The 21,089-nt window shown below is 51.0% G+C and carries 28 protein-coding genes; 24 read left to right on the top strand and 4 right to left on the bottom strand.

All coding sequences use genetic code 11. The annotated features are described in order from the left end of the window. The first annotated feature begins 25 nt into the window (after positions 1 to 25). The 6 genes from HMPREF9162_RS05060 to HMPREF9162_RS05035 are packed head-to-tail and all read left to right on the top strand — an operon-like array spanning position 26 to position 2,317. Positions 26 to 301, top strand: coding sequence for a head-tail connector protein (locus HMPREF9162_RS05060; RefSeq protein WP_006306686.1), 276 nt, complete (start codon positions 26 to 28; stop codon positions 299 to 301). Further along, positions 302 to 640, top strand: a complete 339-nt coding sequence (locus HMPREF9162_RS05055) for a phage head closure protein (RefSeq protein WP_009438503.1) — start codon at positions 302 to 304, stop codon at positions 638 to 640. It begins immediately after the preceding gene. Beyond that, complete coding sequence (locus tag HMPREF9162_RS05050) at positions 633 to 1,031, top strand: HK97 gp10 family phage protein (protein WP_037350244.1); 399 nt, start codon at positions 633 to 635, stop codon at positions 1,029 to 1,031. The genes HMPREF9162_RS05055 and HMPREF9162_RS05050 overlap by 8 nt, the downstream gene beginning before the upstream one ends. Then, positions 1,028 to 1,390, top strand: a complete 363-nt coding sequence (locus HMPREF9162_RS05045) for a DUF3168 domain-containing protein (protein ID WP_009438352.1) — start codon at positions 1,028 to 1,030, stop codon at positions 1,388 to 1,390. Before HMPREF9162_RS05050 ends, HMPREF9162_RS05045 begins: the two co-directional genes overlap by 4 nt. Position 1,391: 1 nt before the next feature. Then, a complete protein-coding gene (locus HMPREF9162_RS05040) occupies positions 1,392 to 1,991 on the top strand; it encodes a major tail protein (protein ID WP_009438504.1) in 600 nt (199 codons plus the stop codon). Between the two features lie 11 nt (positions 1,992 to 2,002). Continuing rightward, entirely contained in the window at positions 2,003 to 2,317 is a 315-nt protein-coding gene (locus HMPREF9162_RS05035; protein ID WP_009438328.1) for a hypothetical protein, read from the top strand. 20 nt (positions 2,318 to 2,337) lie between these two features. Here the strand turns inward: HMPREF9162_RS05035 and HMPREF9162_RS12865 are convergent, their stop codons facing one another. Then, positions 2,338 to 2,460, bottom strand: coding sequence for a hypothetical protein (locus HMPREF9162_RS12865; RefSeq protein WP_256359070.1), 123 nt, complete (start codon positions 2,458 to 2,460; stop codon positions 2,338 to 2,340). 43 nt (positions 2,461 to 2,503) lie between these two features. Between HMPREF9162_RS12865 and HMPREF9162_RS05030 the strand changes: the two genes are divergently transcribed. The 14 genes from HMPREF9162_RS05030 to HMPREF9162_RS04965 all read left to right on the top strand — a co-directional run bounded on the left by HMPREF9162_RS05030 (position 2,504) and on the right by HMPREF9162_RS04965 (position 15,463). Then, positions 2,504 to 5,056 carry a hypothetical protein gene (locus tag HMPREF9162_RS05030; protein WP_009438399.1) on the top strand — a complete coding sequence of 851 codons (2,553 nt, stop codon included), beginning with the start codon at positions 2,504 to 2,506 and terminating at the stop codon, positions 5,054 to 5,056. Continuing rightward, positions 5,028 to 5,369 (top strand): hypothetical protein, encoded by a 342-nt coding sequence (locus HMPREF9162_RS05025; protein WP_009438470.1) that lies wholly within the window; start codon positions 5,028 to 5,030, stop codon positions 5,367 to 5,369. The genes HMPREF9162_RS05030 and HMPREF9162_RS05025 overlap by 29 nt, the downstream gene beginning before the upstream one ends. Before the next feature lie 2 nt (positions 5,370 to 5,371). Then, the gene (locus HMPREF9162_RS05020; protein WP_009438552.1) at positions 5,372 to 5,785 is read left to right on the top strand and encodes a hypothetical protein; all 414 of its coding nucleotides are present in this window, start codon (positions 5,372 to 5,374) and stop codon (positions 5,783 to 5,785) included. A 10-nt stretch (positions 5,786 to 5,795) separates the two neighbouring features. Further along, positions 5,796 to 6,704: a hypothetical protein gene (locus tag HMPREF9162_RS05015; protein WP_009438356.1), complete on the top strand. Its 909-nt coding sequence runs from the start codon at positions 5,796 to 5,798 to the stop codon at positions 6,702 to 6,704. Then, entirely contained in the window at positions 6,701 to 8,392 is a 1,692-nt protein-coding gene (locus tag HMPREF9162_RS05010) for a hypothetical protein (RefSeq protein WP_009438427.1), read from the top strand. Before HMPREF9162_RS05015 ends, HMPREF9162_RS05010 begins: the two co-directional genes overlap by 4 nt. Next, complete coding sequence (locus HMPREF9162_RS05005) at positions 8,389 to 8,610, top strand: hypothetical protein (RefSeq protein WP_037350243.1); 222 nt, start codon at positions 8,389 to 8,391, stop codon at positions 8,608 to 8,610. Before HMPREF9162_RS05010 ends, HMPREF9162_RS05005 begins: the two co-directional genes overlap by 4 nt. A 4-nt stretch (positions 8,611 to 8,614) precedes the next feature. Continuing rightward, positions 8,615 to 9,688 carry a hypothetical protein gene (locus tag HMPREF9162_RS05000; protein WP_037350241.1) on the top strand — a complete coding sequence of 358 codons (1,074 nt, stop codon included), beginning with the start codon at positions 8,615 to 8,617 and terminating at the stop codon, positions 9,686 to 9,688. 2 nt (positions 9,689 to 9,690) lie between these two features. After that, the gene (locus HMPREF9162_RS04995) at positions 9,691 to 10,083 is read left to right on the top strand and encodes a holin family protein (RefSeq protein ID WP_037350271.1); all 393 of its coding nucleotides are present in this window, start codon (positions 9,691 to 9,693) and stop codon (positions 10,081 to 10,083) included. Positions 10,084 to 10,191: 108 nt separating this feature from the next. Next, complete coding sequence (locus tag HMPREF9162_RS04990; protein WP_009438368.1) at positions 10,192 to 10,377, top strand: SHOCT domain-containing protein; 186 nt, start codon at positions 10,192 to 10,194, stop codon at positions 10,375 to 10,377. Between the two features lie 34 nt (positions 10,378 to 10,411). Beyond that, positions 10,412 to 11,905, top strand: coding sequence for a recombinase family protein (locus tag HMPREF9162_RS04985; protein ID WP_009438493.1), 1,494 nt, complete (start codon positions 10,412 to 10,414; stop codon positions 11,903 to 11,905). After that, positions 11,890 to 13,461 carry a recombinase family protein gene (locus HMPREF9162_RS04980; protein ID WP_009438423.1) on the top strand — a complete coding sequence of 524 codons (1,572 nt, stop codon included), beginning with the start codon at positions 11,890 to 11,892 and terminating at the stop codon, positions 13,459 to 13,461. The genes HMPREF9162_RS04985 and HMPREF9162_RS04980 overlap by 16 nt, the downstream gene beginning before the upstream one ends. A 111-nt stretch (positions 13,462 to 13,572) precedes the next feature. Beyond that, positions 13,573 to 14,688, top strand: a complete 1,116-nt coding sequence (locus tag HMPREF9162_RS04975; protein ID WP_315305524.1) for an IS30 family transposase — start codon at positions 13,573 to 13,575, stop codon at positions 14,686 to 14,688. Between the two features lie 148 nt (positions 14,689 to 14,836). After that, positions 14,837 to 15,208 carry a cupin domain-containing protein gene (locus HMPREF9162_RS04970; RefSeq protein WP_009438478.1) on the top strand — a complete coding sequence of 124 codons (372 nt, stop codon included), beginning with the start codon at positions 14,837 to 14,839 and terminating at the stop codon, positions 15,206 to 15,208. A gap of 27 nt (positions 15,209 to 15,235) precedes the next feature. Beyond that, a complete protein-coding gene (locus HMPREF9162_RS04965; RefSeq protein ID WP_009438430.1) occupies positions 15,236 to 15,463 on the top strand; it encodes a hypothetical protein in 228 nt (75 codons plus the stop codon). Between the two features lie 179 nt (positions 15,464 to 15,642). Here the strand turns inward: HMPREF9162_RS04965 and HMPREF9162_RS12935 are convergent, their stop codons facing one another. Then, positions 15,643 to 16,203, bottom strand: coding sequence for an IS5 family transposase (locus HMPREF9162_RS12935; protein ID WP_371067611.1), 561 nt, complete (start codon positions 16,201 to 16,203; stop codon positions 15,643 to 15,645). A 61-nt stretch (positions 16,204 to 16,264) separates the two neighbouring features. Next, on the bottom strand, positions 16,265 to 16,639 hold the full coding sequence (locus HMPREF9162_RS12930) for an IS5/IS1182 family transposase (RefSeq protein ID WP_009438579.1): 375 nt from the start codon (positions 16,637 to 16,639) through the stop codon (positions 16,265 to 16,267). Positions 16,640 to 16,810: 171 nt separating this feature from the next. Here HMPREF9162_RS12930 and HMPREF9162_RS11905 point away from each other — a divergent pair, with 171 nt between their 5' ends. The 3 genes from HMPREF9162_RS11905 (at position 16,811) to HMPREF9162_RS11900 (ending at position 18,819) form a co-directional block, all read left to right on the top strand. Then, positions 16,811 to 17,128, top strand: a complete 318-nt coding sequence (locus HMPREF9162_RS11905; RefSeq protein ID WP_009440323.1) for a helix-turn-helix transcriptional regulator — start codon at positions 16,811 to 16,813, stop codon at positions 17,126 to 17,128. A gap of 82 nt (positions 17,129 to 17,210) precedes the next feature. Next, the gene (locus HMPREF9162_RS04955; protein WP_009438537.1) at positions 17,211 to 18,224 is read left to right on the top strand and encodes a permease; all 1,014 of its coding nucleotides are present in this window, start codon (positions 17,211 to 17,213) and stop codon (positions 18,222 to 18,224) included. 223 nt (positions 18,225 to 18,447) lie between these two features. Further along, on the top strand, positions 18,448 to 18,819 hold the full coding sequence (locus tag HMPREF9162_RS11900; RefSeq protein ID WP_071586902.1) for a thioredoxin family protein: 372 nt from the start codon (positions 18,448 to 18,450) through the stop codon (positions 18,817 to 18,819). A gap of 247 nt (positions 18,820 to 19,066) precedes the next feature. Here the strand turns inward: HMPREF9162_RS11900 and HMPREF9162_RS04940 are convergent, their stop codons facing one another. After that, positions 19,067 to 20,002: a LysR family transcriptional regulator gene (locus HMPREF9162_RS04940; protein ID WP_037350233.1), complete on the bottom strand. Its 936-nt coding sequence runs from the start codon at positions 20,000 to 20,002 to the stop codon at positions 19,067 to 19,069. Positions 20,003 to 20,124: 122 nt separating this feature from the next. Here HMPREF9162_RS04940 and HMPREF9162_RS04935 point away from each other — a divergent pair, with 122 nt between their 5' ends. Continuing rightward, positions 20,125 to 20,937 carry an MBL fold metallo-hydrolase gene (locus tag HMPREF9162_RS04935; RefSeq protein ID WP_009438464.1) on the top strand — a complete coding sequence of 271 codons (813 nt, stop codon included), beginning with the start codon at positions 20,125 to 20,127 and terminating at the stop codon, positions 20,935 to 20,937. The last annotated feature ends 152 nt before the right edge of the window (positions 20,938 to 21,089 follow it).

The following is a 21,089-nucleotide window of genomic DNA, read 5'->3' as shown; positions in this document are numbered from 1 at the left end:
TGCGGCAAAGAGGGGAGGTGGTTCTATGCTTGTGCCGCTTGCAGCAGTCAAGCAGTATCTTAGGATTGACGGCGATGAGGAAGATGATCTCCTCACACACTTTACGGAGACAGCAGAACAGATTTGTACTGCATTACTGCGCGTGAAGAAACTGTCCAAGGTCGAAGATCAGGCGATTGTGCGCGTTGCAATCCTCTATGCCGTATCCTATCTCTATGAACACAGAGAGGAAGCGGATCACAGAGGGCTTGCGCTGACACTGCGCTCTCTGCTCTTCGGTGTGCGGAAGGAGGTCTTTTAGGTGAGAGTGTCGATGAGTGAACTGCGTCATCGAATCTCCATCCTGCGCCCTGTGACAGATACGGATGATGAGGGGAATATCTGCTCCTCTTCTGTGCAGGAGATTTCAAAGGCCTGGGCACTCGTTCTGCCCTTTGCGGAAAAAATCTCCGATGGCTATGCGGAGAAGGTGCAGGAGGTGGATTACCGCATTGTGATCCGCTACCGCACGGATGTCCGAGTGACGGATCGTATCCATTGGGATGATAAAACGCTCATACCTATCGCGCCGCCGTATCCGCTTGGTGGAAAGAAACGGTGGCTTGTCATAGAATGCAGGGAGTTGGTGGAAGATGGCTAGATACCGAGGATTCGTCTCTGCCGAGAAGATATTGTCCGAGCTTGGCGCAGAGGCGACGGCTGCAGCAAAGGCAGCACTCGCACATGGCGCGGATGATGTGGTCGCGGAGGCAAAGAACCGCTGTCCCGTCTATACGGGAACAGATAAGCGCGTGGTCAAAGGTGCGCTGCGCGACTCCATCCATAAGCGACTGCGACGCAAGGATGGCTCTGTTTGGAGGATCGCAGCAGATGCGGAATCCAGTGACGGCGTATTCTACGGTACACTCGTTGAGTTCAGCCCACGCATCAACCGTCCGTTTCTCTATCCCGCGCTTGATGCCAAGAAGGACGGGATCCGTTCTGCTATCGTCGATGCCGTAAGGTCTGCCATTCGGAGGAGGGGGAAATGAGTACGGCACGGATGGTGTATCAGGCACTTGTGCGCTCGAAGGAGCTGACACAGCTTCTCGCACACGGGAAGAAGGGCATCTACCACGGACGCAGCCCCGATGCTGGGACATATCCGATCATCGTCTATTCGGTGATCTCCGATGTCCCAGCACTCTCGGCAGACGGCACGGAACTGGAGCGGCGCGTGACAGTGCGTATCCACATTCTGACAAAGGATGGACGCTTTCCGGAGATTCATAAAGCCGTGCAGAATGTGCTTCTGCCGCTCGGATTTGTCCGTGCGCAGACACAGGAGCTTGTTGAGAAAGATATTTTTGTGGAAATTACGGATTACAGAACAGCAATGGAGGGAGAATAATATGCCAAGTCCAACACCAACAGGAAAGCCCGCAGGGAATCTTACGAGCGGGCAATTCATCAACATCCAGAAACTTCATATCGCAAAAATGCTCACCGACGAGTCGGGCGGCACGGCGACCTACGAGAAGCCCATCCCACTTGGGAAGCTCTTACGCAAGGTGGACATCAAGCCGCAGACGAATCAGGCGGAGCTTTTTGCCGACGGGCAGTCCGTGGATACGGTATCCAATACCGCATCTTACGACCTTACCTTCGACACTGCCGCATTGCCGCTCGAATATACGGCTTACCTTCTGGGGCACAGTATCGAGAACGGCGTGATGAAGGCGGGCAAGGACGATGTCGCTCCGTACTTCGCCGTCCTCTTCCAGTCGGATAAGAGGAACGGGAAGAAACGCTTCACTAAATTCTACAAAGTCCAATTCACGGAACCCTCCGAGAGCGGCAACTCGAAGCAGGAGAGCATTCAGTTCGACACACCGACGCTGACGGCAAAGGCGATCTACCGTCTCTCGGACGGGCTGTCCTACGCCAAGGCAGACGAAGAGGCGGCAGGCTTTGCCGCTGAGACTGGGACGAAGTGGTACGAGCAGGTCTGAGGGAGGACACGATGGAAACGCCGAAACTGCATATTGCGGGCAGGGAGATAACGCCGAACCCTCCGAAGATGAAGGTCTGGCGTGAGTTCCTTGCCTTTTTTGATGCCGACAAACAGGACATGAATCTTGAGGCCTTTTTGGACGAGCACGTCCGACTGATTGTCCTTGGATTCGGACGGGAGGAAGTGACGAAGGAAGTCATCGACGAAAACGTGGACGTTGCGGACATCGTACCGTTGACGCGCTCCCTTTTTCGATGGATTCAGTCGTTGACGTTCTCCAAACTGGTGAACCTCCCAAACGAGGAGACGGGGAAAGAGGCGTAGTTCTTTCTCCGTACCAGAATCTACTGCGCTACTACGAGCGACTGCAGTCCGCCTACGGATGGACGATGCAGGAAATCGACAGGCACGAGATTGCGTTCCTGCTCGATCAGCTTGTGGTAACGGCACTGTGCGAACAGCAGCAATGTGAACGCTTTATTGACGACGTGATGTAGGGAGGGAGATGGAGTGGCAAAGCGCGGACAGAAGATCGACGAACTCTATCTCGACATCGGTCTCAACATCGCACAGCTGCAGTTGGATTTCGACACGGCGGGGAAAACTGTCTCGGATTCCATTGCGCGGCTCAACAGCAAGGCAAACAACATCCATCTGAAATTGGATGCTGATCTTGCCAAACTCGACGGTGTGGGGACGGAACTCGACAAGATCAGGGTACGCCATCAGGCGATCAATCGCGAACTGGATATTCAGCGGCAGAAAGAACAGATTCTTGCCGCTGTCCTCCAATCCGCAAAGAAGAATGACGGCGCGGATAGTGCGTCCTATCGGCGTGCTGAAAGTAACCTGTTACGTCAGCAACGGACAGTTGCGCAGACCGAAGCCGAGGTGCGAAAGCTGAATAACCGCCTAAAAGAAAGTGCCGTTCTCTCAGGAACGCTCGGCGGGCGTATCACTGCAGGGATGACGGCGGCACAGGCAGGTGTCAAGAATCTCACGAGCGGATTCAATGTGCTGTCTGCAAAGATGGCCGCAGTTATGGCAGTTGCAGCGACGGGTGCGGGGCTGTTCAATATCACGAAAGATGCGATGCTTGCGGGCGAGAATGTCTATAAGCTGACGCAGAGGCTTCACGTCTCTGCGGGTGAGGCGGCGACGCTCAATCGGGTGTTTCAGCTTGCGGATACGGATATCAAGAGCGTCATACCTCTGATCGCACGTCTCGACAAGCAGGTATCTGCAGCGGGCAATTCTGGCAATGACACGTCTCGCGCACTCTCACGCTTCGGCATCGTACTCAAGGATCAGCAGGGCAATCTCCTGCCGCTCAATGAGCAGCTGGCGCAGCTTGCCAAGGGATACAAGACGGCAAGCGAAGCAGGAATGGAGGAAGCATATACCGCCGAAGTCCTCGGTGTGCGTGGTGCGGCGCTTATCCCGATTCTCGAACAGTATGACGATTTAATGACGATTTCCTCTCGCGTCAAGACCACGGGACTGCTCGACCCCGAACAGGCGCATGAGACATACCTCAAATGGCGCGAAATGGAGATGGAAGCAGGGCAGCTGAAACTTGCTCTCGGTGCGGCACTCCTTCCTGCCGCCGAGGAGCTGATGCCGGAGATCAACGATGGGTTTGAATCTCTGGTTGAAACGATTCGGGACAACAAGGACGAAATCAAGGATGCCGTCCTCGGATGGGGCGAAGCACTCAAGACCGTCGCGGAGCTTGCAGGTTTTGTCGGGGAGCAAATTCATAAGGTCAATGAACACGCCGAGGCGAACAGCTGGCTTGTGAAAAATCACCCCGTGGCATCTCCGCTGATTGCTGTTCCGTTCCTCGGCGGCAGCGTTCTCGATGCTCTCTACGGGGACGAATACAAGCAATACCAAGAACAGCAGAAGATTGCCAAAGAGAAAGCAGCGGCAGAGGAGAGCGCCCGTGTCGAGGCGGAGCAGAATGCCAAGGCGCAGGAGCAGAATGCCAAAGCTGCGGCGATCCGTGCAGCTGCGGAAAAGGATGCCGCAAAGACGGTCAGCGAATCTGCAAAAGCGACCACACAGCTGACGGACAGTCTATATACACTGACACACACGGACATCCAGAACAGCCTTCACGCTCTGGATCGTGAGGCATTTCAGTTCTTTCAGAAGGGCGCAGATCCGCATCTCATTGACGAATACCGTCTTGCGAAGGAAGCAAAGATTTACGCTGACTTTCAGCGCGACGTTGTGGATAAGGCGAATGCACTCTACAAAACTGACCTGCAGAACAAGTTGGACTCCATCGCCCGTGAAGCTGATGCATTTCGTCAGAAGGGCTTGGACGAGGTACAGACGCAGAACTGGCTCAGTGAGAGCAAGGCGCGGGTAATGGAGCAGTGGGAGCGGGATGTCGCTTCTAACATCAGTGCCATCTGGAAGACCGAACTCGAAAATCGCCTTGCGGAGATTGAGCGTGAGAAGGAAGCGTGGGTGCAGAAGGGATTGGACGAGGTCGAGGCGACGCGGTGGGCAGAGAAGCAGAAACTCGATGTCAAGCGCAACGCCGCCTTGGAAGTTCTCCGCTCCCAGAAAGAGGAACTGAAGGTATTCAAGGAGTCCGGGCAGGTCGGATTGATGCAGTACCTTCGCAAAAAGAACAAGTTTACGGCAGAGGACTTGGGGCTGACACCGGAGCTTCTCCAACAGTTTCAGTCCGGGCGTAAATGGGCGATGGAGAATCTCCTGCCGAATTTTGCCCCCGAGAAGCGTGAGGACAATTCACGCATTCGTGTCAATGGACAGGAATTCTCGTATGTGCAGATGATGGCAGGATTGGGGAAACAGGCGCAGAGCATTCAAACTGCGGGGCAGGGCGCAAATGCTTCGTCGGGAGCTGCTCAGTCCGCTCCCTCCATGACGGACAATCGCCAGATTCACATACAGGTGCAAATCGAGAACGCCGTTACGGAGGACAACGAGGGAATGCGTATGCTTGCCGATCATGTCGCCGACCGCATCCGTCCTGCCGTTGAAAATGCCCTAGGGGGTGATTCCAATTCATATTCACATTGGTGAGGTACGGACATTTTCCGTTGAAAACTGGCAGACCATTCCCGACGACCGTCAACAGCTTTTGGAAATTGTCGGCGGAGCAGTCGTGCAGGATTTCGGACACATCACGGAGGGCGACCGTATTTCCTGTACAGTCACAATCACTGCTGCCGACTGGGAAAAGATCAAGGGCTACTGGGACAGCCGCACGATGGTATCTGTAACGGATGAGGGTGGGAATGTTCTGCCCTCCATGCGTGTCGTGGTGAAATCCTACGAGTATATGGCTCATTTTCCGAAGGTATATAAACTGTCTCTGGAATTTTGGAGGGTGTGACAATGGCAGAACTGCTGCATATCTATATGAACAATCCAACCGAGGGCGGCAAAGACGGGACGGAGGTCAGCTCCGGGACGGAACTAGCTCCCATCTCTGTTTTGCTCGATGCGGGCAAGGGCGAGCAGAAAGCCGTCAAATGTGCCGTGCGCTGCGAGAGTGAATTCCATATTGACGGAACACTTACAATCAAATTCGTCGGCGGCCATGCGGATAAGTGGAAGGTCGCGACGGATAACAAATACACTGCCGAAACGGCATTGGAGTCTGCCGAATGGAAAGACAGTATCTCATTATCCAATGTTGCAGACAGGAATACGATTTTCTGGGTAAAGGCAATCAGCACAGCGGACGAGAAACCGCAGCAGGATACGAGCGTGGACATTCAAGCAGAGGGGCTGCTTGTGTCGAATTGAGGAGGTTCGTATGGCGTTCAAATACATCAATCCGGGCTATGCGGAGCTGCTCTCGGCTCGTGGAGGCACGACGGTAACAGGGGAGCAGTACAGTAAGACAGGCGTATCCTTCTGGCAGCCGACTGGTGATAAAGGTCTGACGATTTCAGAATTCCCTGCAGAGCTTTACGGGAAACTGGATCTGTACTTCAAAGCACCGGAGAATGCAGACCGTGCCAAACTTACCCTTGCAATTGGAGGCTACATCATCGTTAGTGCGGAAACGTCCTGGAGCAGGTGGCGCATGAAGGGAGACAACAATAACGATACCATTGCCACTTCCGACAGCATTCGCGTAAATGCAGTCAATACCTTGTGGTTCCACGTCAAACCGGGGCAGAACAATGACGGTATCTTTCGGGCACTCCTGAACGAACGCGAGGTTTATAACAAGCAGGACTGCTCTTTTTGGTACGCCTACAGTTCCAGTGAAAAGACCATTACGGTTTACAGTAGAACAGAGGACATTCTCGTCTCGAACCTCATCCTCTCGGATGAGGAAATCAGCCCACGGGAGCAGGTTATCATGCTGCCCGTCCAAGCGACACAGACGGATATGACCGATTGCGGTGATGGAAGCTATGAGGCGACGGCTACGAATCAGGAGATTCTGCAATCTGTGGATACCGCATCACTTATTACGCAGTATGGCGCAGACTCGCGTGTGACGGGGATTTCCCTCATCGGGAATCCTGCCTACCGCACGGCAGAAGGGCTGTGTGCTTTGACGGCGATTGAAAAGAGCGGTGGGACGGTCACTGAATATGGAAGGCATATCGTCGAGCAGAATCTAACTTCCACCGTTATGGACACGCGCGCCGTCTCCATGACGATTGCGGAACTCACGGGACGGCAGTTCGGATGGAGAGCGGGAACATGAGCATCAAGCTGAAACCAAGCGTCTGCATTGCGTGGCTGCCGTTTGGCAGGATTCACCTCAAACAAATTATATATGCCACGGTGATTCCAGTATTTCGTCAGCCCGTGCAGGTGCGCGGAGATACGTCGCGCAGTCTCAACAGATCCATCGCTACGCATGCGGATACCCTGCGCGATATTCGGATCGTCAAGCAGATCAGTGTAAAGGCAGATATGTTGCGACGTATCGGTCGCTGCGATGTGGCTCTTGGAGATACAAAGCGCAGACTCATTAGGCAGTTGCGGATTCTTGCAGATACGAGAATTGAGATACCGCATACAATCAGATATGCAGAGTTTAGAGAGCGCGGCATTCGCTCGTTCTCCGTGACGCTCGGCGAACTCAGTCTCTCGGATAACATTCAACTCGAAACCGTGAATCCTCTTTCCATTGGTGCGAACGTCCAAGGTCGTGTAATGGACTACGACTTCCGCTTCCTCGTCGAGGAAACAAGTCAGCGCGGCATCGTGCAGTCTGTCAAGGGAACGTACAGTAAGGACACGCTTCTCTACACCCCCATCCATATCTATGTGGAGCGGGCGAAGGTGTCGCGCTATGCGGCGGAGATTGCATCGGCACTCGGGCTTCAGCTTCATCGTCTGACGGACGACTTTACACCGTCGCAGAACTTTGAGGGCAGCGGTATGACCTACCATGACTTCATCTCCTCTCTCTTTGGATGGACGGCAAAACTCCCGCAGCGTCAGATCAACGTCTTTATTCGCGGTGATACGCTCCACATCATTCAGCGCGGCATGGAGGAGTCTGTCATTGACATTACGAACTGGCCGCACGCACAGCCGACCGTAGAGCGGAAGCTCCTGCGCTCCGTCTGGCACAGCTCTCACAACGATTCCACCGGAGCGCACAACGAGGAGGACACGTCTCCCGTTCCTTTTACGGGCACGATTTCCTTCAAAGAGATCAGCCGCACTTACTCCAACGGTTTTCTTGTCCGTGAGACGAACGAAAACGGCTACAGTACCTATTCCTATGACGGGGAGTATCTCGCCGAAAAGCGCACGCACAACACGGACGGCTCGACCAGCCGCACGGATTATGCATACGCCTCCACAGGTCGCGACGTTTACCTCTTCAAGGAGTGGGAACGTACCACCGAGGCGGTCAATGATGGGAAGAAGCACAATGAATATGACTGGGAGGACTGGAACAGAGAAAAGGGAACGGAACGCATCACCTACCACGCGCCGCTCGGCTATGGATGGTATGCGACCACCGTCTATGTGGACGGCGTATTGGAGGGCAGCAGCTTGTCGCAGGGAAAGCCCGGCGGCAAGGCGAGTCAGTTCACCGTCGAGCAGTCGAATCTCAGCCTTGGTGCAAGTTACGCGAGTGACGATGCGCTTCCGTATTCTTCCCTCATCGACACGGAGTTTCCCGTTGTGGGGACGGACTATCTTCGTGCCTTGACACGAGAAATCGAGTGGCTTAACCGCAAGACGCAGGAGACGGTCACGGTGGAAATTCGCGCACGGATTCAAAACGGCGTTCCCGACATTGACCACATCGTCGATTTCACCGAGCGCATCCGTTTTGAGGGGCACGAATACTTCTTGCAGTCCAATACGGTGGAACTTACGCCGCGCCTTCTGCGGCAGACGATCAAGATGGTGAGATGGTATGGATGAATGGCGTTATGGGGCTCGCAGCGGCGATACGGGCAGGGATAAAGAACTCGAAGGTGGTTGAGTCACAGGCTCAGCGCGGAAGGATTCAGAATGGACGTGTTCATATCGGCGAGCGATCCTATCCATTTCGTGCGGCAGTGGACTGTAACACGGCAGACGGCAGTTTGGTGTGGGTACAGATTTCTAGGGGCGGTACTGCCGTAATCGTGGGAGCGTGAGACGATGCACAGGGCTAGAGTGAAAGATGTGAGCGGAAATCGGGTGCTTGCGAATGGTACGTGGCTGATCTGCATTGGAAATCGAACAGTCTATCCAGGCGAATGGATCTGGACGGACGGTCATTGCGTCTACGGGCATGAATCCGAGGGCGGCGGCAGCTACGTTCCGACGAATGATCATTCCGGCATACCTCTCCTCCAGATAAAGTGGAAGGATCAAAAAAACCAGATGCTCCATTCGTACTATGCGAAAGGAAAAATTCATCCGCTCGGCTTTTCCAAAGAGGATATATGGATGGTCAACAGCAGCCGCCACTTCGCGTATGTCTCAGGCTATGGAATGCTCGATGCCGAAATGGATGAGCGGGGAAATCTCTATACCCTCGAAGCCGTGAATGTCCTCGTGTTCCCGCTCATCGGGGCAGATCAGCGTGACAGTATTCTCTCTGTCAAACGCAACGGCGAGATCATCGCCGCATACGATCTTGTGCAGATGTTTGGTGCTCCCGCCGTATCCGGTCCCACTGACCTCTATAGCTGTCAAACAGAAGGCGGGCGGGTGGATAAAGCTGGAAACTTCAAAGTGATGATATGGCACTCCATATCAGAGCATAGGGGAGACGGAAGCCATGTCAGCACCGACCGTTATGTGTTCTTCGATGGCAGCAATCTTGAGCCTTGGATGGAGAAAACCAAAACAACGTCAAGAGACTCTGTTACAGGGGAATCCCATACTTCGGAAAGCAAATGGAGCGCACCGAATTACAGTGTCCGCTATCCAATCCATGACGGAATGTATATGCGTTTTCCCGCAAATCTGGATTACCTTATCTCCGGGAAAAAATATATTTCAAAGATTTACAGTGCAAAGGATGAACTGCTCATGGAGATTCCAACAAATCCAACGGCTCGTACCAGTCTCTGCCCTCTGGGACAGGGGAAATATCTGGTCAGCACGGGATCGCCCTTATATTTATGGAAGGACGGTCAGCTTACAGAGCTTCTGCGCGGATGCTATAACTACCGTCTGCGCAGGATGAGCAATCTCAATAAATGGAAAAAGGCAGGAGGTTTTTGATGATGGATCAGATTTTGACAATACGCCTGTATGCGGCGGGCATTGGCATCGTAGTCGGGGAGTTCCTTGGCAGCTTTGACGATCTGCTCTATGCCCTTGTCGCATTTGTGGCGACGGATTACATCACTGGTGTTCTCCGTGCGATTGTGGAAAAGAAACTGTCCAGTGCGATAGGGTTCAAGGGAATCTGCAAGAAAGTCTGCATCTTCACCCTTGTCGGCGTGGCGAATGTGTTAGATGTTCACATCATCGGAAGCGGATGCGTCCTGCGTTCTGCCGTGATCTTCTTCTACATCTCGAATGAAGGAATCTCGATCATCGAGAACGCAGCACGGATGGGGCTTCCCGTTCCACAGAAATTGCAGGACATGATGCACAGCCTCAAAGATAAATAACTGCTTTAACCTCAATGCCCGGCGGCTTACCGTCGGGTTATTTTTATGCCCGAACAGGTGACCACAAGAGCCGTTTTTGTCCGCTGCTTCATGAAGGGAGATGTTGAAATGAGCAAGGAAGAAGGCCTTCGGGAAATGACGTATCAGATGGTGATGCGTGCTTCATGGAAAATGCTGCAGAGCGGGCTTTTGTCAGAGGACGAGTATCTTGCGTTTGAAGCGAAAATGCGCGAGAAATATCGTCCCGTCATCGGACTTTTATTTTCAGATATTGACTTGCTATCGTGCGGATAGTACGGGAACATGGGAGTGGAAAGGAGGGAGCACCATGAAGATACGAAGAGTTCAACCAAGCCATATATTGCAGAAAAAGCTGCGTGTGGCTGCCTACGCCCGCGTCTCTGTGGATACGCTCCACCACTCCCTTGCGGCGCAGGTCAGTTACTACAGCAGTCTCATCCAGAAAAATCTCGCATGGGAATACGCAGGCGTGTATGCGGACGAAGGTATCACAGGGACAAGCACTACACACAGAGATGAGTTCAAGCGCCTGATCGCCGATTGCAACGCCGGAAAGATTGATCTGGTACTGGTTAAAAGCATCAGCCGTTTTGCCCGTGACACCGTAGATTGCCTTCATACCGTTCGACGGTTGAAAGAGAAGGGGATCGCCGTCCGCTTCGAGCGTGAGAACATTGATTCCATGTCCGAGGACGGAGAGCTGCTCTTGACGCTGCTCGCATCTTTTGCCCAAGAGGAGAGCAGAAGCATCGGCGACAACATTCGGTGGGGTGTGCGGAGGCGTTTTAGACAGGGGATCCCGAACGGGCATAAACCGCCTTATGGCTACACTTGGGACGGCGAGATGTTCCGCATCGTTCCTTCCGAGGGCGAGATCGTCAAGGAAATTTTCCGCAGATACCTTGCCGGAGAATCTGCCTACGCCATCGCCAATACACTTGCGGGGCGCGGAATCACAGGACGGCAGGGGAGACCAATAGAGCAGACCACGGTAAAGGACATCCTCTCCAACATCTCCTACACGGGTACGATGGCATTGCAGAAGAACTACATCACAGAAGGTCATATCCGCAAGCGGAATAAAGGAGAACTTCCCATGTATCTGGTGGAGGGGATGTTCGAGCAACTCGTGTCAAAGGTAGATTTCGACAAGGCACAGGAGATACGGAAACGGAGAGCCGCGCAGTCTAGCAATCGGAATCCTGTGCTGATGCCGTTTTCCGGAATGGTGAAATGCGGATGCTGCGGCGGCGGCTTCAGCAGAAGAACCGCCGGGAAGTACAGGCGGTGGGCATGCAACACGAGAGAGCGGAAAGGTAGGGAATCCTGTGACAGCCGTCCGATCAAAGAGGAGGAGCTTGTGGCTGCGGTCAGAGACGTCATGGAGAAGGATGATTTCGATACCGCAGAACTCAGACGAAAAGTCTCTAAGATCGTCATTCACAATGACTGTGTGGAATTTCACCTAATCAACGGTCACATAAAAAAGACTGCCCGAATATACACAGGGCAGCGCGGCAGTAATCCCTTCATGAACAAAGTGTACTGTGGCTCCTGCGGCAGCAAGTGTGAGCGTGACACTTGGACGAAGGGGATTAAGGTGTGGGCTTGCAGTCAGCCGCGCACAAAGTGCCGACTGAAACGGCTGCCCGAATCCGAACTAAAGGAAGCGGCAGAATCTTTCTTCGGTGACTGCTACGAGGGCAAGATTGTGCAGAACGTCGAGCGGATCATCATATCCGATGATGAGGTCATATTTCAACTCAAAGAAGGAGGCGCGTACCGATGGCAAAGACAGTGAGGGTCATCCCTGCAAGCCCTAAAATCTTTCGCTCTGAGGTTACGGCAGAACCAAGACGGCGCAGGACGGCAGGATATGCCAGAGTTTCGACCGATCATGAAGAACAGGCTTCCAGTTACGAAATGCAGATGGCTCATTACAAGAACTACATCGAAAGCCGTGCAGACTGGGATTTCGTCGGCATGTATTCGGACGAGGGGATCAGCGGCACCAACACAAAGAAGCGTGACGGCTTCAACCAGATGATTGAGGATGCCCTTGCCGGCAAGATCGACCTCATCATTACAAAGTCGGTCAGCCGTTTCGCAAGAAACACCGTGGACTCGCTGCAGAATGTCCGTAAGCTCAAGGAACATGGTGTAGAGATTTACTTCGAGAAGGAGAACATATGGACGTTCGACACGCGCGGAGAACTCCTTATCACGATTATGTCGAGCCTAGCGCAGGAGGAGAGCCGCAGTATCTCGGAGAACACCACATGGGGCAAGCGGAAGCAGTTCGCCGAGGGCAAAACCAGTGTGGGCTACAGTGCATTTCTCGGCTATGACAAGGATTTCAAAATCAACGAGGAACAGGCGAAAGTGGTGAAGCTCATCTACAAACTCTTCCTTGGCGGGCGATCCTTCTATGCGATTACAAAGGAACTGGAGAAGCGGGGCATCAAATCCCCGTCGGGAAAGGAAAAGTGGTACATTTCTACGGTGCGCTCCATCCTTACAAATGAGAAGTACCGTGGCGATGCACTGATCCAGAAAGAGTATACGGCAGACTTCCTCGATAAGACGCGACGGAAGAACACGGGCGAGATTCCACAGTACTATGTGGAAGAGCACCACGAGGCGATTATCCCGCCAGACTTATTCGACTTTGTGCAATTGGAGATAAAACGCAGAGAGCAGAACGGCAAGCACAGTGGTGTGAGTATCTTCGCGAACAAAATCAAATGCGGCTGCTGCGGCGGTTACTACGGTGCGAAGGTATGGCACTCCACGGACAAGTACCGCAGGGTGATCTACCGCTGCAACAAGAAATATGCCCACAAGGGCAAGCCGTGCAGTACGAGGCACTTGACGGAGGAGGAAATCAAACAGATTTTCGTGAAAGCACTGAACTCCTTGATGGAAGTCAAAGAGAACGTGATTGCAGAACTTCGCGCTCTGATTGATAGCGTTTGCCAAACAGGGGAGCTTGTCGAGGAACACGGTAGAGTAGAGCAAGAACTCACTCTTTTGACAGAACGGCTTGAAAAACTGATTCGCGAGAATGCACGCGTGGCACAGGATCAGACGACGTATCTGAAACAGGAGAATGAGATTCGCGCTCTCTATCTGGAAAAGCAGGGAGCTTTGGAGAAGCTAGACAAGCAAATTGCCGAGAGGGAGAGTAAGAGAAATATCCTAGAGGGCATGATTCAAGTGGTATGTGGTATCAACGGGGAGCAGGTTGCATTCGATGAGGAGCTATGGGGCGGGCTGCTTGATCACATCGTGGTCAAAGAGGATGGCGCGGTAGTTGTTGTTTTCAAGGGTGGGATTGAGACTGCAATTGAGGGATGAAGATATAAATTCAAGAGATCACCTTTCACGCAAAAGATTCCATCGGTTCGTTGTAAAATGAAGTTGAACAGCTAAACAAAAACAAAATCCATAGTGACATCCCGTGCTATAATGGTTCCGCTACAAAACATCAGCAAAGGAGCAATCACTATGGATTACGCCTATTCTACCACAACGGAGGCCATTCGTAAATCGGGAAAGCACCTTACCCTTGATGAAAGAGGGCAAATACAGGCACTCCACCGTGAGGGATTCTCGCTTCGCGCCATAGCCGCACGGATTGGATGCTCGCATACAACGATCCACTATGAGATTACACGTGGGACGCCTGAACGCCGATCTGCTCGCGGGCGGTCTCCACAATATACGGCAAGGCGTGGGCAACGGGCTTACCTCGAACATCGAAAGAACTCCAAACGACCGTATAAGGTTGACAGCGCAGGCTGTGCGCCATTCCTGCGTTGGATGACCGAAAGAATCCGTAAGAACAAGTGGTCGATCGACATGTGCGTCGGGGATGCTAGGGCGAACAAACGGTTCGACGAGGATGGTATCCCTTGCACCAAGACGCTTGACAATATGCTGTGGGCGGGTAGGATTCCGCTGACGCTGTTCGATGTCCCGCAAGCGCTCGGACGAAAGTGCAAGCGCAAGCGAAACCGCAAGAACAAGCGCCTGAAAGGGCGTAGTATAGAGGAGCGTTCTGCCCTTGTGGACGAAGGCACGGAAATCGGACACTGGGAAGCCGACACCGTTGTCGGATCGCGGAAAGGGCGCGGCGCAGCCGTATTTACCGCTGTGGAAAAGGTGACGCACGACTACATCGCAATCCGCATCTCGGGTCGCACGTGCGCCGGCATTGAAGAAGCCATCGCCCATTTGAAATCGGAATATGGAGAGGACCGTTTCAGCCAAGTGTTCAAGACGATTACCGTTGACAACGGGACAGAGTTCGAGACGTTCACGCAGCTTGAGAGCCTCGGCACGAAGGTGTACTTCGCTCACCCCTACAGCTCATGGGAACGCCCGCAGAACGAGCGTCACAACGGCATCCTCCGCCAATATATCCCCAAAGGAACGGGCATCGATGGATACAGTGACGAGGACATCCTAAACATAGCGGATGAGATAAACAGCCGCCCTCGCCGAGTTTTCGGCTATCAAACACCGGCAGAACTGTTTAACACCTTCTTGGATGAAGTATACGCTATTGAAAACGTTTCTTAATTAAATCACTGTTCAACTTGCTCTTGCAATTCACGCGGATGATCTATATAATGATTGGAACGACTACGGCGAAGGATATGACGATGATTACTTTGACTGAGCGCCCTAAAACGATATAAAATACGAAGTTCCGAAAGGAGAAAACATCATGGCAAATGAAATCACAAACGATTTTGCAACGCGCCGTTTTCGCGTGGCAGATGTGGCAAAGGCGGGCAATGTCGCAACGCGCACGCCAATCTACAGCACGGAGTCAACGAGCGGCGTCGTCTGGGTCATAAAGCCCGGGCAGATGATTCAGCCGCACGGTCACGCCAATGCAGATGATATATGGATCTGCATTGAGGGAGAGGGCGTCTTTTACCCTGCCCCCGGAGAGGAGCACCCCATCGCGAAGGGCGATGTCATCGTCTCAGCGAAGGGCATGTGCCACGGGATGAAAAATACAGGCGCGAAGGACTTTGTCTTTGTCGGCATCCTCGCCCCCGTCCCTGCGGATTATTTCCCCATCGAGCCGTAAAGTGTCTGTAGGCAGTAGGAGCCCATCATGAAACGAATCCTGCCTCGCATCCTCACTGCCACAGCGCTCGTCTGCACCTCTTTTCTCTCTGGCTGCTCGTTCATACTGGCAACGGAAAACAGCGCCCCTTATACGCCCGATGACGTAATCGCGATGGTGGAGAAAGAATTCGCTGCCTGTCATCCTCACATCGTCCTGCAAGAGATGCAAATTGAAAAAGAAAAGCGTGAATTGCAAGAGCAAGTTGAACAGTGATTTAATTAAGAAACATTTTCAAGGAATCACTGATAAATAGTGGATAATCACAGCCAGCTGATCCGCAGACACAAATTTCACAAATTGCAATACAAAAGAGCGTGCAATACTGCTCTCATTGCCCCTTTTTCTTCCCCGAATCGCCCGTTTCACCGGGAAATTTGGGAAAAAGGGCGCACTTATCCCATTGTCATGCAGAACGCCCTCTGCCTTCCTGCCCTCAAACACATGACGAGGTTCGCCGATGCAAAGAGCAGATAGTAACGGAGCAGGTTCTTCTTGATGCCACGATACCTTGTCCTGCCCGCTTGGAACAGCCGCTTCACAATGAGGAACGGATGCTCCACCTTGCAGCGGATGGAAGTTTTCTCGTGTTCGATCTTCTTGTCCCAGTTGACTCCTGCATACGCCTTTGTTGTGCGGTTCTGTGAAGGTCTTTTTGCAATACGGTGATCCACGCTCGATAGATGAGGATCTTCAAGGATTTCTGCGCGCTTTTCCACGCCGAGATACCCAGAGTCCCCATAGACGCTGTGGTCATCCGCTCGGATCAATGCGTGCGCCTGCACGATGTCATGCACGTTGGCTGCTGTCCCTGTGATTGTATGAACGTAGCCTGTTGCCGCATCCGTACCGGAATGAATCTTCATGCCGAAGAACCATTGATTCCCTTTCCTGACGGAGTGCATTTCAGGGTCGCGGGTCTTCGTGGCGTTCTTGGTCGAGCTTGGTGCATGAATGATGGTGGCGTCAACGATGTACCGCCGTGCATGATGAGTCCTGCGGCGTCCAGCCGCTCTTTCACGTCATCGAACATCTTGCGGTGATGTCATGCTTTTCCAGCAGGTGTCGAAACTGCAGGAGTGTCGTAGCATCCGGTGTCCGTTCGATGGAGAAGTCGATCTTCAGGAAGCGCTTCATGGCATAGCTGTCATAGATTGCATCCTCGATTCCCTCGTCCGAGAGACCGAACCAGTTCTGCATGAGATACATGCGCAGCATCGTTTCGAGCGGGATTAACTTTCTGCCACGCTCTTTCTGGACGTAGAACGGCGCAATGAGTTCCATCCATTCTTTCCAAGGGATGATGGATTCCATGGCATCCAGGAAGGCTTCACGCTTTGTTGTTCTGTTACGGTTTGCGTATTCCATGTCTGTAAATGTTTGCTGCACCATTTTTGTCTCTCCCTCATCGTTTATTGTCTTTCTCTATTGTAATCTTTCGAGGTAAAGTTGCGCAACATAAGAATTTATCAGTGTTTCCTTAGAAAAACTATAATTTCATATTGACTTTTTTCGATTTGAAGCATATGCTTAAATCAAGAAATTTGGATTTGAGGTGAGAGCATGGCAACTATTTATGAGGAAAGAGCAAAAATCTTTAAAGCTTTAAGTGATGAGCGTAGATTACGCATTTTAGAACTTTTGCGGAATGGAGAAAAGTGTACTTGCACTTTAACCGATGAAGTGAATATGCCTCAATCTTCGCTTTCCTATCACATGAAAATCCTATGTGAAGCAGGTATTGTGACAGGTCGTGAGGACGGTAAATGGACACATTACCAAATCAGCAAGCAAGGCAGTGAAAAGGTACTGGCTTTATTGAAAGATACGATTGCTATTGACGAAACAAATATGAGTTGTAATAAATGTTCAAACACCTAAAAGCCGTTCCAATATGGCAACGGTTTTTTTTAGGAATATCAAATCGAAAATTCTTGATTTATTAAGAAAGAGAGGTTAGGATATGCAGGCACTAAAAAGTGTTTGGGATTTCTTTCAGAATGAAATCCTCGGTATGAAATGGCTAAACCAACTGATAGGAAATCTGTTAGAAGCGTGTGGTCTATCTACTGAAACTCGGTTCGGGGGAAGCGTTCAGTTTTTCATCTACGACACCATAAAAATTATGCTATTGCTGGGTGTTTTAATTTTGATAATTTCGTATATTCAAAGTTATTTCCCGCCGGAGAGAACCAAAAAGATATTAGGGAGATTTCGAGGAATAGGGGCAAATATGATAGCTGCCCTTTTGGGAACAGTTACGCCGTTTTGTTCTTGTTCGTCCATTCCAATATTTATCGGTTTTACCAGTGCCGGGCTGCCGCTGGGTGTTACGTTTTCTTTTTTAATTTCTTCTCCTATGGTAGACCTCGGCTCTCTTGTACTCCTTATGAGCATATTCGGCTGGAAAGTGGCAATCGTGTATGTTCTGCTCGGACTTATAATTGCTGTTGCAGGAGGGAGTTTAATCGAAAAACTACACCTTGAAAATGAAGTAGAGGAATACATTAAAAATGGAAAATCCGTTGATATTCCGCAGGAAGAATTGCACTTTAAGGATAGACTTCATTTTGCATGGGAACAGGATGTATCTACTGCGAAAAAGGTTGCACCTTATGTCTTGATCGGTGTAGGTATCGGGGCTATTATTCATAACTGGATACCGGAAGAAATCATTGTTAATATACTCGGAGCTAATAACCCATTTGGTGTAATTATCGCAACTATTGCCGGAGTACCTATGTATGCAGATATTTTTGGAACAATTCCGATTGCAGAAGCACTACTGGCAAAGGGAGCATTGTTGGGCGTTGTTTTATCTTTTATGATGGGCGTTACCACTTTGTCCCTGCCTTCAATGATTATGCTTCGTAAAGCTGTAAAACCTAAACTTTTATGGATTTTTATCGCAATCTGTACTGTAGGAATTATACTGGTTGGCTATCTCTTTAACGCCATTCAGCCAATACTAATTTGAAATGAGGCAGAAAAACACACTGCTAAAATGTAAAAGAATGTATTTGTCCTAAAATATCGTGCCAAAATCATGGGAGGTGTTGTGCTTGCGTCATAAAGCACCGTACAACGGATAGTTTGCCTTATTGCTTGTTCCCGGATAATGGTGGGGATAAAAGCAATCGAAATCATTATGAGGTTTTGAAAAACGCTTTGAAAGCGAAAAATAAATGGAGGTATTCATTATGTCATTATTTAACAGAAAAAACAAAGAAGAAAAATCGCCTGCGTGTGCTTGTAATGCCGGCTGCCCGACAAGCGAGGCAACAGAAATCAAGCTGGAAAAAGAGTGTTGCGGAAAAACAGTGGACGGAATTTGCTGTATTAAGGTTTTAGGTTCTGGTTGCAAAAGCTGTCATGCACTGTTAGAAGCAACTCAGGAAGCGGTTCATTCAATGGGACTTACTATTGAGATTGAATATGTTACAGACATGGAAAAAATCATGCAGTATGGAGTAATGAGTATGCCAGCTCTTGTTGTAAATGAGCAGGTTGCTTCTATGGGAAAGGTGTTGAAATCAAAAGAAGTAGAAAAACTTTTGAAAAAATTGATTTAGCAAATCCAGCCGAGCCGATCAACGGCAAGTGAATGGGCTGCGCCCACCGTTGACAGCCCCGTCTGTCCTTGCTGGTGGGTAATCAAAGGGGGCTGTTGCACGAAACAAACGTGCAGCAGCCTCAAATTTTGTGCAAAAAACACAGAAGGAGGTGTTGCCCCATGAGTGACCGACTTCTCCCCTATGAAACCATTGTAAAGGCACATGAGGGCGACCCCCATAGCAATAGAATGGTTCTGTTCATCAGTTACCATATGATACGATCCTTTCTCGTTTTTTTCAGCCAATCCAAGAGGAATTGACGGAATGTACGCGCCGCTTCGGTGAGGATGACGGTCTTGTCCTGTATGAGGCATACCTCCTGCCCCGCATCTTTTCCGTCGCCAAGTTCTCGCATGACAATGTCCGGCTGTCTGTTCACGACGGCTGCGTAGTCGTAGCCGAGATTGATCGCAGGATTATGACGCAGCAGATCAACAATGAGGGATTCATCGGCAGTTTCGGCTAGAATCTCGATTTTGAGACCTGGCAGGAGGATGTGTTTGTCGATATTATGACGGAAACAGTGATAGGCGCGTCCTTTACTGATGATCATTTGCCCGTCGAGATCTGTGTAGGTGATACGGCTCTTTTCTGCCAAGGGATGATGCGCAGAGAGACGAGCACAGTAGCGGGAGAAAAAGAGTACGTCCCCTTGAAAGCGTGTCTGATCAAAAGGGGCGGTGACAATGGAAAAATGACATCGCTTTGTTAGAAGTCCCTCCATTGCATCGTCGTCCGTTGTATCGACAATGCTCAAAATAATGCTCGGATGGGCGGCATGAAAATCCTGTAGAAATTGCGCTCCGAGATAAGAAAAGACGTGATCCAGTGCAAAAATGGTAACGACACTTTTTGAATGAGTGGCGAGGGATTTCATGCTTTCGATGGATTGATATTCATCCAGCATACGTTGAACGTGGGGCAGTAGCGCTGCTGCATAATCGGTCGGAATAATTCCGCGTGGGGTACGGGTGAAAAGCGGCTGCCCAAGCTCCGCCTCCAATGATCTCATCGCTCTGCTGAGACCTTGTCTTGCAACATAAAGATGATCTGCTGCCGTCTGGATATTGCCGCAGCGATAGACCTCAATGAAATACTCCATCTGTTTTCGATTCATCTTCATACCTCCCAGCTTTTTCATCGTTATCTATTTTACTGCAACAATATTGTTGCGGCAAGCCCCGTTGTTTTTCTTGTTATCATTTGGGAAGTTCGATATACTGCTGAAACAGATCAACCAAATGATGAACAGGAGGAACACTTATGAAACTCACACAGATTCGCAATGCAACGAACCGTTTGAATTATGCGGGGAAGGTATTTCTGATTGACCCGTGGCTTGCGCCGAAACATCAGCTGTCATTTGTCGATATTCCAGACATGCCGTTCCACATCCCCGATCCGATGAAGGAGCATCTTCCGATGCCGTTCTACAATTTGCCGATGGATATGGGGCAGATTTTGAGCGGTGTCGACTACTACATCGTTACGCATCTGCATCCCGATCATATTGATATGGCACCGGACGGGACGATCGGTGCGCCGCTTGATAAGGCGGTGCCAGTCATCTGTCAGTCGGAGGAGGATGCCTCTGTTCTGCGGAGTTCCGGGTTTTCAGAGGTAATCGTCCTGCCGACAAGCGGTATGGAGTTCGGTGCGGCGAGACTGACCCGCGTCCCTGCCCTGCACGGTACCGTTGTTCCGTGTGGTGACGCGATGGGGATTGTGTTTGAGGCACCGGAGGAGAACACCTTCTATTTGGCAGGGGATACGGTCTGGTATTCCGGCGTAGCTGAGACACTGCGGAACTATCAGCCTGAGGTGATTGCCCTGAACTGTTGTGCCGCAGAGACCGTGGAAAACGGACGCCTCATCATGAACGATGAGGATGTTCACTGCGTTGCAATGACTGCGCCTAACGCCCGTCTTTATCTGACGCACTTGGACAACGTCGCACATGCTGCGCTTACGAGGCATATACTGCGAGGTTGTTTGGCACGTCGCGGCGTGGTGAATTATGATATGCCGTCCGATGGTGCGTCGGTTGAATATAAAGCCGCAACAGTCGGAGCTTAATTCCTGTCATACGGTAAATTCCACACACAACACAGATTCCATTCGCTCTACCTAGCGTTTGGAATCTTTTTTCTTTTGCAAAGAATCATTAGGCAACATACCCTATCCTGTGTTATAATTTTCTTATATTTGAAACGTAGGAGGGAAGGCCG

This window comes from Selenomonas sp. oral taxon 137 str. F0430, assembly GCF_000183625.1.
In the GTDB taxonomy this organism is placed as follows: Bacteria; Bacillota; Negativicutes; order Selenomonadales; family Selenomonadaceae; genus Centipeda; species Centipeda artemidis.
This window is presented reverse-complemented; position numbering and strand designations above follow the sequence as displayed.